At 72.8% G+C, this 15,635-nt stretch carries 12 protein-coding genes and 2 pseudogenes; 5 read left to right on the top strand and 9 right to left on the bottom strand.

Annotated features, from left to right (window positions below; genetic code table 11):
- Positions 1 to 63: 63 nt before the first annotated feature.
- The 5 genes and pseudogenes from AB0903_RS03840 to AB0903_RS03820 all read right to left on the bottom strand — a co-directional run bounded on the left by AB0903_RS03840 (position 64) and on the right by AB0903_RS03820 (position 5,376).
- Positions 64 to 1,284 carry a WD40 repeat domain-containing protein gene (locus tag AB0903_RS03840; protein WP_366698656.1) on the bottom strand — a complete coding sequence of 407 codons (1,221 nt, stop codon included), beginning with the start codon at positions 1,282 to 1,284 and terminating at the stop codon, positions 64 to 66.
- Positions 1,285 to 1,300: 16 nt separating this feature from the next.
- Positions 1,301 to 1,727: pseudogene (locus AB0903_RS03835) on the bottom strand (AraC family transcriptional regulator); the annotation flags it as partial.
- A 124-nt stretch (positions 1,728 to 1,851) separates the two neighbouring features.
- Positions 1,852 to 3,279 (bottom strand): rifampin monooxygenase, encoded by a 1,428-nt coding sequence (gene rox / locus AB0903_RS03830; RefSeq protein ID WP_366698654.1) that lies wholly within the window; start codon positions 3,277 to 3,279, stop codon positions 1,852 to 1,854.
- 446 nt (positions 3,280 to 3,725) lie between these two features.
- Positions 3,726 to 4,091: a hypothetical protein gene (locus AB0903_RS03825; protein WP_366698652.1), complete on the bottom strand. Its 366-nt coding sequence runs from the start codon at positions 4,089 to 4,091 to the stop codon at positions 3,726 to 3,728.
- A 706-nt stretch (positions 4,092 to 4,797) separates the two neighbouring features.
- Positions 4,798 to 5,376 (bottom strand): TetR family transcriptional regulator, encoded by a 579-nt coding sequence (locus AB0903_RS03820; RefSeq protein WP_366698650.1) that lies wholly within the window; start codon positions 5,374 to 5,376, stop codon positions 4,798 to 4,800.
- A gap of 321 nt (positions 5,377 to 5,697) precedes the next feature.
- Between AB0903_RS03820 and AB0903_RS03815 the strand changes: the two genes are divergently transcribed.
- Positions 5,698 to 7,275 (top strand): hypothetical protein, encoded by a 1,578-nt coding sequence (locus AB0903_RS03815; protein ID WP_366698648.1) that lies wholly within the window; start codon positions 5,698 to 5,700, stop codon positions 7,273 to 7,275.
- A gap of 32 nt (positions 7,276 to 7,307) precedes the next feature.
- Positions 7,308 to 7,705 (top strand): annotated as a pseudogene (locus tag AB0903_RS03810) (DUF1992 domain-containing protein).
- Positions 7,706 to 7,912: 207 nt separating this feature from the next.
- On the opposite strand, the gene tgmB reads toward AB0903_RS03810, so the two are convergent.
- From tgmB to AB0903_RS03790, 4 genes are all read right to left on the bottom strand, one after another.
- Entirely contained in the window at positions 7,913 to 8,842 is a 930-nt protein-coding gene (tgmB, locus tag AB0903_RS03805) for an ATP-grasp ribosomal peptide maturase (RefSeq protein WP_366698646.1), read from the bottom strand.
- Between the two features lie 13 nt (positions 8,843 to 8,855).
- Complete coding sequence (tgmA, locus tag AB0903_RS03800) at positions 8,856 to 9,047, bottom strand: putative ATP-grasp-modified RiPP (protein WP_366698644.1); 192 nt, start codon at positions 9,045 to 9,047, stop codon at positions 8,856 to 8,858.
- Positions 9,048 to 9,414: 367 nt separating this feature from the next.
- Positions 9,415 to 11,034, bottom strand: coding sequence for a glycerol-3-phosphate dehydrogenase/oxidase (locus AB0903_RS03795; protein ID WP_366698642.1), 1,620 nt, complete (start codon positions 11,032 to 11,034; stop codon positions 9,415 to 9,417).
- Positions 11,031 to 11,630 carry a helix-turn-helix domain-containing protein gene (locus tag AB0903_RS03790; protein ID WP_366698640.1) on the bottom strand — a complete coding sequence of 200 codons (600 nt, stop codon included), beginning with the start codon at positions 11,628 to 11,630 and terminating at the stop codon, positions 11,031 to 11,033. The genes AB0903_RS03795 and AB0903_RS03790 overlap by 4 nt, the downstream gene beginning before the upstream one ends.
- A gap of 86 nt (positions 11,631 to 11,716) precedes the next feature.
- On the opposite strand from AB0903_RS03790, the gene AB0903_RS03785 reads away from it, so the two are divergent.
- The 3 genes from AB0903_RS03785 (at position 11,717) to AB0903_RS03775 (ending at position 15,635) form a co-directional block, all read left to right on the top strand.
- Positions 11,717 to 13,309, top strand: a complete 1,593-nt coding sequence (locus AB0903_RS03785; protein WP_366698638.1) for an FAD-binding oxidoreductase — start codon at positions 11,717 to 11,719, stop codon at positions 13,307 to 13,309.
- 28 nt (positions 13,310 to 13,337) lie between these two features.
- Entirely contained in the window at positions 13,338 to 14,219 is an 882-nt protein-coding gene (locus AB0903_RS03780; RefSeq protein WP_366698636.1) for a diacylglycerol kinase family protein, read from the top strand.
- A 282-nt stretch (positions 14,220 to 14,501) separates the two neighbouring features.
- Positions 14,502 to 15,635 carry an aromatic acid exporter family protein gene (locus AB0903_RS03775; protein ID WP_366698634.1) on the top strand — a complete coding sequence of 378 codons (1,134 nt, stop codon included), beginning with the start codon at positions 14,502 to 14,504 and terminating at the stop codon, positions 15,633 to 15,635.

Below are 15,635 nucleotides of genomic sequence, written 5' to 3'. Positions count from 1 at the left end.
GGACGGTGACGGTGACGGGCGTGGACGGTGACGGTGACCGGCGTGGGGGACGGGCTCGGCAGCTCAGTCCGCGGCCGGCAGGAGGAAGGCACGCCGCTCCTCCGCGGTCGGCGCCCGGAAGACCCGGGAGCGGGCCCGGCGCAGGAGGACGTCGAGGTCGGGGTCGGTCAGGTCCCAGATCCGTACGGTTTGGTCACGGGACGCCGTCGCGAGGCGCGAGCCGTCCGGGTGCCAGCTCAGACCGTTCGCCCAGTCGGCGTGGACGCCGACCACGGCGACCTGAGTGGCGGTGTCCGGATCCCACAACCGGACTGTCCGGTCGCGCGACACGGACGCGATGCGGGTGCCGTCCGGCGACCAGGCGACGTCCTGGACCCGGTCCTCGTGGCCGGTCATGACCGCTAGCCGGGTCCCGTCGTCCGGGGCCCACAGCCGTATCGTGCGATCACGCGAGCCTGTCGCGAGACGCCGGCCGTCCGGCGACCAGTCGATCTTCCAGGGGTGGTCCCGGTGGCCGTGGAGCGTGATGAGGGGTGTGCCGTCCTCGGCGTTCCAGACGATGACCCTCCGGTCGGTGGCGGAGGTCGCGAGACGGCGACCGTCCGGCGACCAGGCGGCGCCGCTGATCCAGTCGTCGTGGCCGCGCACCGCCGTACCGCGGGCCAGTACGTGGACGACCTGGGCGGTCTCGACGTCCCAGATCCGGGCAGTGCTGTCGCGCGACGCGGTGGCGATGCGACGCCCGTCGGGTGACCAGGAGACCGTGGACACCTCGTCGGTGTGGCCGCTGAGCGCCGTGCCGTCGCCGGTGCCGTCGGCCGCCCGGATCACGGCCGAGCCGTCGCGGAGCGCGGCCACCAGACGTGCTCCGTCGGGCGACCAGGAGACGTCGGAGATCTCTCCGCCGCCGCGCAGCACTGCGGTCCGCCGCCCGGTGGCGGCCTCCCAGACCCGCACGGTGCCGTCCTGTGAGGCACCGGCGACCCGTGTGCCGTCCGGCGACCAGGCGGCCTGCCACACCGAGTCCTCGTGGCCGCGCAGCACGTTCGCCCGGTCCCCGACGTCCCAGACGGCCAGCAGCCGGTCACGGGAGGCCGTCGCCAGCTGCCGACCGTCCGGTGACCAGGCGATGGCGTACAGGGTGTCGGTGTGTCCGTTCAGCCACGTCCGCGCGTCACCGGAGCCGTTGCGAGCGAGGTCCCAGACGCGGGCCGTCCGGTCCTGGTCCCCGGCGCCCAGCCGGGTCCCGTCGGGGGACCAGGCGAGACAGTAGAGGCCGTCCATGCTTTCCAGCTTGTGTTACCCGCGCCTTCTTGCCCACCACCCGGAACTCGTCCTTCTCCACGACCCGGTATCGCATGCTCGTACTCCCTTCGACGACGAGGCGGAAGGACATCCGGGGCTGCGAGTGCAGAGTCGCGCCGGGCCTCACGCGGGCCGACGCCGTGCATGGCGCGGAAGGCGCGTGCGAAGGACTCGCCCGAGCCGTATCCGTACCGCACCGCGATGTCGAGCAACGTCCGCTGCCCGCCAAGCACTTCCGCCCCGGCGACGGTGAGCCGCCGCCTCCGGACGTACTCCGACAGCGGCATGCCCGCCAAGGCGGAGAACAGCCGCCGGAAGTGGTACTCCGACGTGACGGCGATCCGCGCGAGCTCGCGCACCTCGACGGGCTGGTCGAGACGCTCCTCGACGTACTCCACGGCCTGGTTGAGGCGCTCCAGCACTCCGGTCTCCTTCCCTTACGTTCAAGCACGCTACGGAGCGTCCGGTCTCCCGGACCCGACATCCTGTGCCCGGTCCGGTCCGGTCGGGTACGGCCGGGAGGCCGACGCCGGCCGTGTTGCGTGCTCAGCCGCCGGCGGCGCCGAACCACTGGGGCAGCCGGCCGAGCAGATCCCGCTGATCCTCGCCGGCCCATGCCACATGGCCGTCCGGCCGCAACAGCAACGCGGGCACGTCCAGTTCCTCGCTGACGTCGACGACGTGGTCGACCCGATCCGCCCAGCCCTTCACCGAGAGCCGGCCGGTCTGGTCGAGCAGCAGCCCGCGGCCGCGGTGCATCAGCTCGTAGAGGCGACCCCGCTTCAGCGCGATGTCCCGCATCCGCCGGCCGAGCAGTTCGTGACCCTCGCCGAAGTCGTAGCGGACCCCGACAGCGGTGATCATCTCGGTCACGTACCGGTTCACCTCCTCGAAGTCCATCAGCTCTGTGAACAGTGCCCGCAGGGCGGTCGCACCCGGGTCGGTGCCCAGCAGCTTGATCTGCGCGCGCGTGCTGTCCAGCACCCGCGCGCCCACCGGGTGCCGTTCTGTGTGGTAGCTGTCCAGCAGCCCCTCCGGCGCCCAGCCGTTGACCTCCGCGGCCAGTTTCCAGCCGAGGTTGAACGCGTCCTGCACGCCGAGGTTGAGCCCCTGCCCGCCGGTCGGCGGGTGGATGTGCGCCGCGTCGCCGGCCAGCAATGCCCGGCCGACCCGGTAGCGCTCGGCCTGCCGGGTGGCATCGCCGAACCGGGAGAGCCAGCGCGGCGAGTGCACACCGAAGTCCGTGCCGGCGACGGCCCGCAGCTGCTGCTTGAAATCTTCGAGGGTCGGCCCGGCCGCACGGTCCTCGGCCACGCCGTCCGCGGGCACCACGACGCGGTACACCCCGTCGCCGAGGGGCATGGCCCCGAACCGCAGTTGTGTCTTGCGGACTTCCTCGACGACGGCGGCGATCGTCGCCGGATCCTCGGTCGGCACCATCTCGCCCAGCAGCGTCTCGACCGTGGCGGGCTCGCCGGGGAAGCCGACGCCGAGTCGCTTGCGTACCATGCTGCGGCCGCCGTCGCACCCTACGAGATAGCGCGAGCGCAGATGCGTGCCGTCCTTGAGCTCGACGGTCACCCCGTCCTCTTCCTGGCTCAGTCCGGCCACTTCGCAGCCGCGTCGGATCTCCGCGCCGAGTTCGAGGGCACGCTCGCCCAGCAGCCGTTCGGTGACCGGCTGCGGGGTGGCGACGCCGTACGGGTGCGCCGTGTCCAGCCGGTCCGGCCACGGCTTGGCGATGCCGCCGAAAAGACCGCCGACCTGGAACTTCTCACTGAGTGCGAGGAACCGGTCCAGCAGACCGCGCTGGTCCATCACTTCGACGCTGCGGACGTGCAGACCCTGCCCGCGCCCCTCCTCGGTCGGCTCCGTCAACTTCTCCAGCACGACCACGTGCACGCCGTGCAGTCGCAACTCTCCGGCCAGCATCAAGCCGGTCGGTCCGCCGCCGACCACGATCACGTCAATCATCGATACGCCCGTCCCACGAGATTGGAATGCGGCCAGCCGCTCCGCGCAGCCCGGCGGCACGTTGGCGCGTAGGCGCGCGCCGTGTCCCCACAGCGCATCGCGTTTTCCACGTTTCCCCAGGTCCTGGCCTTGGGCCGACCATTGTGCGGGACGCCCCGGACCTTGCCGCAAGCCCCCCGGTGCGCTATAAGTTAAGAGTGGCAAGGAGTGAGTGACCTCCTTGCCACTGCCATTTCTCGTCCGTCTGCGGACGGGCAATCTGCTCGCGAAGCGGTTTGGCGCCGTACGGCTTCACCTCGGTACCGTGCCCGACGTCCTCAGGGCGGCGGCGTGGGCGGCGGTCAGGCGCTCGAGTCGGGGCATGGGGAAACCGTTGACCGGGGGGCGGCCGGGCGGGCGTCGCCCGGCCGCCTCTTCCGCGGATGGGGTGCGGCCGGACCGGTCGTTCACGGGGTGCGGGTGATCCACCGCTGGAGCGCGGTGTGGGTGGCGTCGTCGAGGGCACACAGGGCGTCGATGGCGGCGAGGTCACCGGGGAGTGGGGCGATGCCGGCGGTGGTGAGGGCGGCGTGCAGGTCCAGGCGGCGCCGGTCGGCCGGCTCCAGCGGCAGGGATACGCGCCGGCCGGGGTCGGGCGCGGCGAGGAGGGCATCGACCCGGTCGGGCGCGGCCAGCAGGTAGTCGACCGGGGCGGAGACGGAGAGCGCGGACGGCCGGGGCTGGTCGTCGACGGCGGTGGCGCCCGGGAAGCGGTACGGGTCGGCCGTGGCCGCGGCGTCCGGGGTCATGGTGGGGGTCTGCCAGCCTGTCATTGAGACTCCTCGGTCGGGGTGCGTGTGCCTGGGAGGACTGCGGGCCGGCCGGGGGCAGTTGCAGTTCGGATGGATTGCCACCCGGATGTCCCCTATGGCATCTCTTCACATATGCGATGAACGAAGGGACCAGGCCCTTCCGCCTGCCCGCCCGGGCCCGGGCGGGCGAGCCGGGAGCGGGAGACGTCTGAAGAGGCAGCGGTACGGAACCCGTTGCGTGACAGGTGCTCCTCCCGGATCCCTCCGGCGCGCCGGGCACGGAGGACCAGGCGCTGCCGAGCTCGTTGACGATGAAGCACCTGACCTCGACGGCCGACCGCGCGGGGTCGGTCTGCGGCCGCACTCACGCGGGGTGGGTCTGCGGCCGGCGGCACTCGCCCTCCGGGCCCATGCGCAGGGGCGCGCCACAGAGGGCGGTGCGGGTGGTGGTGCAGGCGTTGTCGGCGCACGTGGGGGCGGCCTGGCTGCACCGGTCGGCGGGCGTTCCGGTGGCGCGCCGGCCGTTCCGGCGGAGTGTGCGCCGGCTGCCAGGGCGACGACGGCTCTCACGGCCACAGTGGCGCGCGAAACCGGTCCTTTCGGCGGTGACGCGTGGCGACTGCCTCCTTGCGGCTCCCGGGTGGGGCGGCGTCACCGTGGCACGCGGCGGGCGGCGCTGGGCGTGTCCGGGGCACTCCCCGGGCACTGCAGGCAGGGCAAGGGGAGGTCAGGGGGCAGCCGGCCCCAGGAGGCGGGTGGTGAGCTGGTCGATGAGGGCGGGGGTCTGTCCGGCGAGGACGGTGGGCACGGTGAGGTCGTCGACGATCATGCCGTGCACGGCCACGTAGAGGAGGACCACGTCGGTACGGTCACCGGGCAGGCCCTTGTCGAGATGGAAGCGGATGTTGTCCTCCAGCTCGGCGGCCAGGATCCGGCCCAGCTCGGCACCGAGCTCAGGACGGCGGGTGCCCTCCAGGCGCAGCTCGAGCATGGCGAGACAACTGCTGCGGTCTCCTTCCATCCGCTCGTGGACCTCGCGCAGCAGCCGGGCGACGAGCTGGTGGTCGGGCGGCGCGGAAAGGGTCTCGGCAAGGCGGTCAGGATCCGGAGTGAGGCGTTCATGGGTGCGCTTCATGATCTGGCCGAGCATCTGGGCGCGGTGCGTGAAGTAGTTGGAGCTGGTGCCGGTCGGGACGCCGGCTTCGGCATCCACGGCGCGCAGCGTCAGCCCGCGCGAACCTTCACGGGCGAGGACCTCGATCGCGGCATCGAGCAGTGCGGTGCGGCGCTGGGGATTGTGGCGCATGTTCCTCTCCGGACGGCGCAGGGTCACGTCAGGCGCAGTACTGCGAACGGAGCCGTTTCATCAGGCTACAGGGCGGCGGGGCTCTCACAGCGCGAGGAGATGTCGGTGCGTGGTGCTCGCCCGACCGGAGGCCGCGGGTGGCCCGCGGTGGGGACAGAGCCACATTCGAGGGACACGCGGGGACAGAGAGGCACAGAACGGTCACAACCAGCATGAATGTCGGGAATATCACTGCGCAGGGGTGGTGATTCCTCCCCGGCCCAGCGCCTAGCCTTGCGGTTCATCGGCATATGTTGCGGTCTCAACATCTGGAGCTTTTCAGTGGAACGCGTCGCCCGTGGCGGCCCGCCCGTCCCCGGGCAGGCCGCCTTCGAGGTGCCCCGGGCGCCGGGCGAAACATCCTCCTCGGCGGCGCCGGGCAAAGCGTCCTCCTCGGCGAGCGGACCTCGCCGGGCCCTGGTCCCGGCGCAGGCCGGCCCCCCGTCCGCCCCTCCCCCGTCCGCGCCTCCCCTGTCCGCGCCTCTCGCCGGCGGTCGCTCCACCGGACGCGACGGGGAACAGCGCCGGGAAGAGCTCGGCCGGCAGGCCGCGGAGGTACTCGAAGGCAACTGGCGGGGCGCGTCGACGGTCCCCTCTCCCTCGCTGTATCCGCACCAGTGGAGTTGGGACTCGGCCTTCATCGCCATCGGCCTGCGTCATCTCTCGCCCCGGCGCGCGCAGTGTGAGGTGGAGACGCTGCTGGACGCCCAGTGGGCCGACGGGCGCGTCCCGCACATCGTGTTCAGCCCCGCCGTACCACTGGGGGCGTACTTCCCGAGCCCGGACTTCTGGCGGTCCTCCACCGCCGGCCGGGCGGCGGGCGCGCCGGACAAGGTGGAGACGTCCGGCATCGTGCAGCCGCCCGTCCACGCACTGGCCGCCTGGCTGGTCCACCGCAGCGACCCGGAGCTCTCACGCCGCCGCGGGTTCCTGGAGCGCGTCCAGCCGCGTCTCGCCGCCTGGCACGACTACCTGACGGGGTGCCGTGACTTCGGCGGCGCGGGGCTGGCCGCCGTGGTCCATCCCTGGGAGTCCGGCATGGACAACAGCCCGTGCTGGGACGAGCCTCTCGACCGCGTCGAGCCCGCTCCCGCCGGCTCGTTCAGGCGGGCCGACCTCGAGTGCGGAGACGGCGCCGACCGGCCCACCGACCTCGACTACGGACGCTACGTCCGCCTCGCCGCGCACTACCGGGACGGCGGCTACCGCGACGCGGGCCGCGAGCACCCGTTCGCCGTCGAGGACCCCGGCTTCAACGCACTGCTCGCCCTGTCCGAGCACGCTCTGGCCGAAATCGCCGCCGAGTTGGGGCAGGATCCCGCACCGCACCGGTCACGGGCGCGCCGGCTGACCACCGCGCTGGTACGGCGGCTCTGGGACGAAGGCGCCGGGATGTTCCTCTGCCGCGACGTGCACACCCGCCGCCCCGTCCGGGACATGGGCGTCACCGGCCTGCTCCCGCTGGTGCTGCCCGGCCTCCCCGGCCCCATCGCCCGCACCCTGGTGCGCACCATGAGCGGACCGCATTTCGGACTCGGTACGACCACGGATCTGGTGCCCAGTTACGACCTGGAGGGCCCTGCGTTCGACGCCTTCCGCTACTGGCGCGGCCCGGCCTGGTTCAATGTGAACTGGCTGCTGGAGCACGGGCTGCGGCAGCACGGCGACATCGTCCGCGCCGACGCGCTGGAGCAGGCCCTCCTCGCGGCGGCCGCCACTTCCGGCTTCGCCGAGTACGTCGACCCGCACACCGGACAGGCCCGCGGCGCGACGGGCTTCAGCTGGACCGCCGCCGTCGTCGTCGACCTTCTCGCCCGGACCCGCGACAGGGACGCCGCACCGGTGACGGCGAACGCCTGAGCGCCGAACCGGGCCGACGTAGGCTGGAACGCATGACCGAGCGCAAGCCGCCAGGCGTCAGCTTCGAATCCTGGGTCGACAAGCAGATCCGTGAGGCCACCGAGCGTGGTGAGTTCAAGGAACTGCCGGGCTTCGGGCGTCCGCTTCCGTCGTCCGACGCCACGTACGACGAGATGTGGTGGATCAAGGGGAAGATGCACCGCGAAGGACTCGGCTTCCTGCCGCCGGCCCTCGCACTGCGCAAGGAAGCGGAGGAAGCCCTCGAGAAAGCCGCGCGGGCGCCTCGGAGTCCGTCGTGCGGCGCATCGTCGCGGAGATCAACGAGAAGATCGCGGCAGCGGTCCTGCGCCCGCCGCCCGGGCCGCCACTGGGGCTGACACCCTACGACGCGGAGGCCGTCGTGGAGGAATGGCGGCGGGGCCGCGCCTGAAGCGCGGCGACGGCTTTTGCGTCACGAGGCGGCGTACCGGACGCGCCCGCGAGCGCCCCTGTCATGCGGCAGCAGCCGTACTACGGGCGCGCGGCCGCCCTTTCCGTCAACCGGCCACCGTACGGGGCGCGGCAGCGCGAACCCCGTCAACCGGCCACCACACCAGGCCCGGCGGCGGGGCTCCCCGTCAACCGGCCGCCGTAGGGGTCACGACGGTTCCGCGCCCAGCCACGACGCCACCGTTCGCGCGATGGGCTGCCCGGTCTCCAGTTCCACGAACCCGAACTGCCCACCCTGATTGCATTCGAGGAACCACCATGTGCCCGTGGAGTCCTCCGCGAAGTCGAAGGCTCCGTAGGCGAGTTCCGTGTGCTTCTTGTAGGTCTCGACGGCCCGGGCGATCTGGGCCGGCACGTCCACGGGCTGCCACTGGTGACCCGTGTCGCCGTAGCGCCCGTCGACCTGTCCCGGTTCCGCCGCCTTGCGGGCCGCGAAGTGCCGGTCGCCCACACTGGTGAGCCGGATGTCGGCGCGCTTGGCGATGTAGCGCTGGAGCAGCGTAGGGGCCGCGGCCACACCGGAGAAGTCGGCGTCCGGCGGTACGAGTGTGGTCGGCAGCGTCATCGGCGGATCGCCGGGGGGCTGTCCGGAGACCGACTTCACGACCACCTGCCGGTACTGGTCCGCGAATTGACGGGCCATCGTGGGGTGCGTGGTGAGGAGTGTGGCGGGCACCGGGAAGCCGCTGAGGTACGCGATGCGCATCTGCCACGGTTTGCGCCGGGCCTTCGCGGCGGCGCTCGGGTGGTTCATCCACCGTGCCCGGGTGCAGTCGAGCATCCCGTAGAGGGCGTGGGCGCTCTCCACGCTCAGCCAGTCGGACGGTTCCGGCGCGTGTGCCGCCGGCTCACTGGGCCTGCGGATCCAGACCGAGCGCAGGCCCTGCATGCTCGCCACCCGGCCGCCGCTGGACAGGTAGCCGCGGAACTCGCCCCGTACGTACTCGACGGAGAGCGCCGCCCCGCCGGGGAGGTCGCCCGGGTCGAACCGCACCAACGGGACGCCCTTTTCGTGCAGTTCGGCCACCACCATGTCGGCGGTGACGTCGGCCTCGCACGTGAGCACCAGCACCGTCACGTCGCACAGCCGGTCAGTCGTCGAAGTGGGTCGCGGAGCCGGCCTTCGAGGTCGTCGTGCCGGCCAGGGCGAGCAGACCCCGGTCCATGACGGCGGGTCGTCCGTCGGCGAGGACGTTCAACTGCAGGGCGTCGTCGTACGCATAGGGGGCGATACCCCCGGCCGGCTCGGCTGGGCGTGCGAAGTTCCACGCGAACGGTTTCATTCCTCTTCCTCCCCTGCCCGTGCGCGCCTGCCCGGGCTCCTCGTGTGACAGGTACGTGGCTACGATGTAATGGTTTCATTACATACCGTGACCATGCATCCGCTGCTCCTCTACGGCTACCCCCATGGAGGGCCCCCGCCGGACAGCGCCGTGACGCTGCCTCCGTGGGACTTCCACTGCCTTCCGGCGCCGTGAGGACAGACGCACCACCAGCCCCACGGGTTTCACGCAATCCGCCAACGTGATCCAGGCGACACGCCAAACCGGCGGATACGGGGCATCCCGGCGAACGGGTGGGCCGTCCACCGTTGCCGCTTCCCGCACGGTCCGACCTCGCCGGCTGGTCGAGGTCAGGGCAACGGAGTCGTCAGGAGAAGCAGCGTTCCAGCGCCTCGCGGGCCGCCTCGAGCGCGACCCGTCGGTCCTCTTCGACCAGCCCGATCCGGGTGCGGCGGTCCAGGACGTCCGACTCGTCGAGGGCGCCTTCGTGCCGTACGGCCCAGAGGAGTTCGGCGCCGGTGACCGGATGGCCGGGGACGACGGGCCGGGCGAGGGCCGGGTCGGCAAGGCCGAGCGCGTGGACGGCCGGGGCCTCCGCTCCGTAGCGGCGGACCAGACGCCGGGGCGCGTCGAGCCTGGCGAGTACGCCGGCCGGGGCCGCGCCGATGAGAGGTGTGGCGGCGGTACGGCTGGGGCCGGCGGTGAGGCCGCCCGCGGAGAGAGCGGCGTCCACGGCGTCCTGGGCCATGCGCCGGTAGGTGGTGAGCTTCCCTCCGACGACGGTGACGACGCCCCGGGGCGAGGTGAGGACCGCGTGCCTGCGGGAGATGTCGGCCGTGCGTCCGGCGCCGGAGCCGCCCACCGGGCCGGTGTCCAGCAGTGGCCGCAGTCCGGCGAAGGCGCCGACCACGTCCTCGCGGCGCAGTGGTACGTCGAGAGCGGAGCCGAGGACGTCGAGGAGGAAGCCGATGTCGGTCTCGGGCACGTCGGGCACGTCGGGGACGGGTCCTTCGACCGGTTCGTCGGTGAGGCCCACGTACACGCGCCCGTCGCCCTGCGGCAGGACCAGGACGAAGCGGTTGGACTCGCCCGGGACCGGAATGTGCATGCCCGTGCTCAGCCCGCCCAAGTCGTCGGAGCGCAGCACGAGATGGGTGCCGCGGGAGGGGCGCAGGCGGATGTCGTCGACGAGGCCGCCCGCCCACACGCCGGCCGCGTTGATGACGGTACGGGCTCCGATCCGCAGCTCTTCGCCGGTGAGTTCGTCGCGGACGCGGGCGCCGGTGCCGGTCACCTCGAGTGCGCGGGTCCGGGTGAGTACGCGGGCGCCGTGAGCGGCGGCGGTCCTGGCGACGGCGGTCACCAGGCGCGCGTCATCGGTGAGTTGGCCGTCCCAGGAGAGGAGCCCGCCGCGCAGACCGGTTTGGCGCAGGACGGGCGCCATGTGCCGTGTCTCTACGGCGGAGAGGGTGCGGGGCGCGGGCAGGGTGGTGCGTGAGGTGCGGGCGCCGGCGCGCAGCAGGTCCCCGGCGCGCAGGCCCGCCCAGGTCAGCGCGGTCTGGCCGCGGGAGACGAGGGGGGTGAGCGGCATGACGAAGGGCTGGGCGCGGACCAGGTGGGGGGCGGTGCGCTCCATGAGGATGCCCCGTTCGACGGCGCTTTCATGGGCGACGTCGAGGTGGCCGGTGGCGAGGTAGCGCAGTCCGCCGTGGATGAGTTTGGAGCTCCACCTGGAGGTGCCGAAGGCGAGGTCGTGGGCGTCGATCGCGGCGACGGTGAGGCCACGGGAGGCGGCGTCGAGGGCGGCTCCGGCACCGGTGGCGCCGAGGCCGACGACGAGGACGTCGACCGGGGCGCCGTGGGCGAGTTCGGCGAGTTCGCGGCTGCGCCGGGCCGCGTTCAGAGAGGACGCGGGGGTGGGGGTGCCGGGCCCGTCACACGTGTTGCGCCGGTGGTGGCCGTCGTGCCGGTCGGGGCGGCTGCTCATGGGGCGAGGATCCTCTCCAGGATGGTCCGCAGTTCGTCGAGGAAGGCTGCGTCGGCGAGTTCGGGGTCGCCCTCTTCGGTCATCGTGCGCAGGGACAGGGCGAAGGACTGCACGACGAGCAGCAGGGAGCGGGCCTGGCGGTCGAGGTGGAACCGGCGGACGGACCCGTCGGCGTGGCCCTCCTCGAGGCCCCCCGAAAGAAGTTCCAGCAGGGCGTCCTGGCTGGCGCCCCTGCGGTCGAGGATGTACGGGAGCAGGAGCTCGGGGTCCACATCGATGATCTTGTGGAAGAGCGGGTGGGCGCGGAAGGCGGCGACGCCTGCGACGAGCCCGTCGACGACGCGGCGACGCGCGGGGGTGTCCGGCCGGTGCTCGGGCATGGCGCCGACGGCGAGGCCGATCCATTCCCGGGTCATCAGGTCGCCGACGAGGGTGCGCACATCGGGCCAGCGGCGGTAGAGGGTCATCCGCGAGACCCCCGCGCGCCGGGCGATGTCGGTGAGCGTGGTCCGGCGTACACCGACGGCCAGGACGCAGTCCCGGGCGGCGTCGAGGACGGCGTCCGCGTCCGAGTGGTTGTGACGAATGGGCGTCATCTGTCACAGTGTAATGCCAGTGCAGGCCGCATGGCAGTGCGCCCCGCCGGAGCCCGGCGGGAGACCGATGTGAGGAAACAGCACACGTGGACATGTTGTGGAGCGGCTGGGGCGACCCGGCCAAGGCAGCGCCCCTGCCGGATGCGGTGACCGGCCTGCTGCGTGATCTGCTCGGCGTCACACCGCGAGTGGGCGGCCCCGCCGTACTCGAAGAGATCGCCGTCCCGGCCTGCCCCCTCACCGACGCGGCTCGCGCGGCGCTCACCGGGTGCGTGGGCGAAGCGCAGGTGCTCACCGACGCGGAGAGCCGTGTCCGGCACACCCGGGGCAAGTCCACCCCCGATCTGCTGCGGATCCGCGCCGGCGAGGTCGACGACGTCCCCGGGGCGGTCGTCCTGCCGGGCAGCCACGACGAGGTGGCGGCCGTTCTGCGGGCCTGCGCGCAGCACACGGTGTCCGTCGTGCCCTTCGGCGGCGGCACCTCCGTCGTCGGCGGTCTGGCACCGGAGGGCAAGCGGCCCTTCGTCGCGCTGGACCTGCGCCGGCTGGACGCCCTGCTCGCCCTCGACGACGTCTCCCGCACGGCGACCGTGCAGCCGGGACTGCGGGCGCCCGAGTGCGAGCGGCTGCTGAACGAGCGGGGCTGGACGCTGGGACATTTCCCGCAGTCGTTCGAGTGGGCCTCGATCGGCGGCTTCGCCGCGGCCCGCTCCAGCGGCCAGGCGTCGGCGGGATACGGCCGTTTCGACGAGATGGTGCTCGGTCTGACCCTCGCCACCCCGGAGGGAGTTCTCGTACTCGGCCGTGCACCGCGCTCGGCCGCCGGACCCGACCTGCGGCAGCTGGTGCTCGGCTCCGAGGGCGCGCTCGGGGTCATCACCTCGGTGACCGTACGGATACGGCCGCTGCCGACCTCCAGGATCTACGAGGGCTGGCGCTTCGAGTCGTTCGAGGCGGGCGCCGCGGCCCTGCGCAGGCTCGCCCAGGACGGCCCACGGCCGACCGTGCTGCGTCTGTCGGACGAGACGGAGACGTTCGTCGGCCTGGCGCAGCCCGACGGGATCGGCGGCTCCGCGACCGGGCAGTCCGCCGGGTGCATGGCGATCGCTGGATACGAGGGCACCGCGGCGGACACCGCCGACCGGCGGGCACGGGCCCGCCGGGTGCTGCTGGCGTCCGGCGGCGAGTACGCCGGCGAAGAGCCGGGCGACCGCTGGGCTCACGGCCGCTACAACGCCCCCTATCTCCGCGACGCCCTGCTCGACGCCGGAGCATTCGCGGAGACGCTGGAGACGGCCGCGTTCTGGTCCGCTCTGCCGGCGCTCTACGAGCGGGTGCGCCGGGCGCTCACCACCACGCTGACCGAGTCGGGGACCCCGCCGCTGGTGATGTGCCACGTCTCGCACGTGTACGAGAACGGCGCGTCCCTGTACTTCACCGTGGTTTCGGCGCAGGGTGAGGACCCGGTCGCCCACTGGGCGCCGGCGAAGCGGGCCGCGAACGAAGCGATCCTGGCCGCAGGCGGCACCATCAGCCACCACCACGGCGTGGGCACCGACCACCGCGACTGGTACGAGCGGGAGATCGGCCCGGTCGGGGTCCGTGCCCTGCAGGCCCTCAAGGCCGAACTCGATCCTGCCGGGGTGCTCAGCCCCGGCGTGCTCGTCCCCGTCCGTTGACCGGCGACCGCTCCAGAAGGGCGCATCCATGCGACAGTTCACCGCCGTCGTCAATCCTGCCGCGGGCGGGTCGAGCGGTACGGCGGCCCTGCTGCCGCTAGCCCGTCTCCTGCGGGAGGCCGGGGCGCGGCTCGACACCCAGTACAGCCGCAGTCTCGACCACGCCCGGGAGGTGGCGCGACTGGCAGGCGGGCAGGACCATGTCGTGCTCGCCGTCGGGGGCGACGGCATCGCCGGCTGCGTCGGCGGTGCCCTCAGCGGGACCGGCGCAGTCTTCGGCATCGTCCCCGCCGGGCGCGGCAACGACTTCGCCAGGGCGCTGGGGCTGCCCACGCAGCCCGCAGCGCTGGCCGAACTGCTGCTGAACGGCTCGCCGAAGCCGGTCGACACCATCCGGGTGTCCTCGGCCTTCCATGACGAAACGTCCGTACTGGGCAGCGTGTACGCGGGCGTGGACGCGGTGGCCAATCGGCACGCCAACACCTCCCGGCTGCTGCGGGGCGCCGCCTCGTACTACGCGGGCGGGCTGCGGGCCGTTCTGGGCTGGCGGGCGGCCACGTACCGCATCACCGTCGACGGGACCTCGTACGAACGGCGCGGCTACACGGTCGTGGCGGCCAACTCGGGCTTCTACGGCTTCGGCCGGCACATCGCCCCGGGTGCGCGGGTCGACGACGGCCTGCTGGACGTCGTCGTCATCCGGCACGGACCCAAGCGGCTGTTCTTCACGATGATGAACGAGCTGAAGACCGGCGCCCACCTCGCACGCCCGGAAGTGGAGGTCCTCCGGGGCCGGGAGGTCCGTGTCGAAGCGGACAGGGACGTCCCGTACGGCGCCGACGGCGAGGTCGAAGCGGCTCTGCCGGTGACGGTGCGCGTCCAGCCCGGTGCGCTGAACGTGATCCGCTGAGCGGCCGCCGCGTCGGCGGCGCTGCCCGGTGGCCGGCCGGGTCCCCTGCCGACCCGCTCCGAGGCGCACGCCCCCAAGGGCCACCCCCGGCGAACGCGCGCCGCCCGGACCGGGGCTGCCTGACCGAGCGCCGCCTGACCGAGGCCACCCGACCGCGGTCCTCCGATCGCCGGCCGAAGACCGGAGGGAGGGTTCAGGAGGCGTTCGCCGGTTACACGTTGCTTGTCCCGGTGGCGCGGGGCTGCCCGCGCCCGCAGCGACGGGCAAGGGAGCGGAGCGACCGTGGAGGCGCAGCGGTGGGTGGCATGGGAGTGCGCACGGATCTGGACCTCTGTGCGCCGCGCCCTGACGGAGGCGGGGCCGGAACGTGACCTGGCGGTCCAGTCTCTGAAGGCCGCCGGGGCCGCCGTCCTCGCGTGGGCGCTGGTCGGCTGGTGGTGGAAGGCGCCGATGGCGCTGATGGCTCCCTGGACGGCCGTGGTCCTGGTGCAGAGCACCGTCTACCGGTCTCTGCGTGCCGGGGCACAGCAGCTGGCCCTCATCGCCATCGGGACCCTGCTCGCCGCGGGCGCCGCGTCACTGACGGGGAACTCCATGGCGGCGATGGCGCTGGCGCTGCCGCCGGCCGTTCTGCTGGGGAACTACTCCCGCTTCGGGGACCAGGGCCTCTACGCGCCCACGACGGCCATCTTCGTGCTGGCCTACAGCTCCTTCTCGACCACTGCGATCGCGCACCGCCTCTTCGAGGCACTCGTCGGCGCGCTCATCGGCATCACCGTGAACGCCCTCGTGCTGCCTCCGGTCCACCTCCGCGACGTACGGGAGAACCTGGACAGAATCGGCCGTGACGCTGCCCGGTTGCTGAGGACCGTGGCCGACGACGTGGAGAACGGCTACGACCGGACCAGCGCCGGACAGTGGCACGAGGGAGCCCAGCGGCTGTGCGGAGCGGTGCGGGGCCTCGACAGCGCACGGGGCTGGACACGCGAGAGCTACCGCTTCAACCCGGGCCACCGGCTACGGCGCCGCGCGCTTCCTCCTCCGGACAGCTGGGACGGCTACTGGAGCGCGATCGTCACCCGTCTGGAGTCGCTCACGGGGACCTTGGTGGACACGGCCGGGGAGTGGCGCAGGCTCGCCGCACCGCCGGACGTCGTGCTCGGCCTCCTCACGGACCTGCTGCGTGGAGCGGCGGACGTGTGCGAGGCGGACCGTACCGCCCTCGACTCCCCGCCGCCGGCGAGCGAAGCCCGGAGCGAGGCGATGCAGCGGGCATGGGAGGCACACCGGCGTCTCAAGGACCGCCTCCCGGACCACGACCATGAGACCGCGACCGCGGTGGGCGGGCTCGCGGCGCAGACACAGCAGTTGCTGTACGTCCTGGAGGCGGGGCCCGACCCTGCCCGGACCGGCTGA

Source organism: Streptomyces sp. NPDC048389, from assembly GCF_040706335.1.
Taxonomy (GTDB): domain Bacteria; phylum Actinomycetota; class Actinomycetes; order Streptomycetales; family Streptomycetaceae; genus Streptomyces.
This window is presented reverse-complemented; position numbering and strand designations above follow the sequence as displayed.

Coding starts and splice junctions, on each gene's coding strand:
- AB0903_RS03840 (WP_366698656.1), bottom strand. CDS start 1,284: ATGGACGGCCTCTACTGTCTCGCCTGGTCCCCCGACGGGACCCGGCTG.
- rox (WP_366698654.1), bottom strand. CDS start 3,279: ATGATTGACGTGATCGTGGTCGGCGGCGGACCGACCGGCTTGATGCTG.
- AB0903_RS03825 (WP_366698652.1), bottom strand. CDS start 4,091: ATGACAGGCTGGCAGACCCCCACCATGACCCCGGACGCCGCGGCCACG.
- AB0903_RS03820 (WP_366698650.1), bottom strand. CDS start 5,376: ATGCGCCACAATCCCCAGCGCCGCACCGCACTGCTCGATGCCGCGATC.
- tgmA (WP_366698644.1), bottom strand. CDS start 9,047: ATGAAACCGTTCGCGTGGAACTTCGCACGCCCAGCCGAGCCGGCCGGG.
- AB0903_RS03795 (WP_366698642.1), bottom strand. CDS start 11,034: ATGAGCAGCCGCCCCGACCGGCACGACGGCCACCACCGGCGCAACACG.
- AB0903_RS03790 (WP_366698640.1), bottom strand. CDS start 11,630: ATGACGCCCATTCGTCACAACCACTCGGACGCGGACGCCGTCCTCGAC.
- AB0903_RS03780 (WP_366698636.1), top strand. CDS start 13,338: ATGCGACAGTTCACCGCCGTCGTCAATCCTGCCGCGGGCGGGTCGAGC.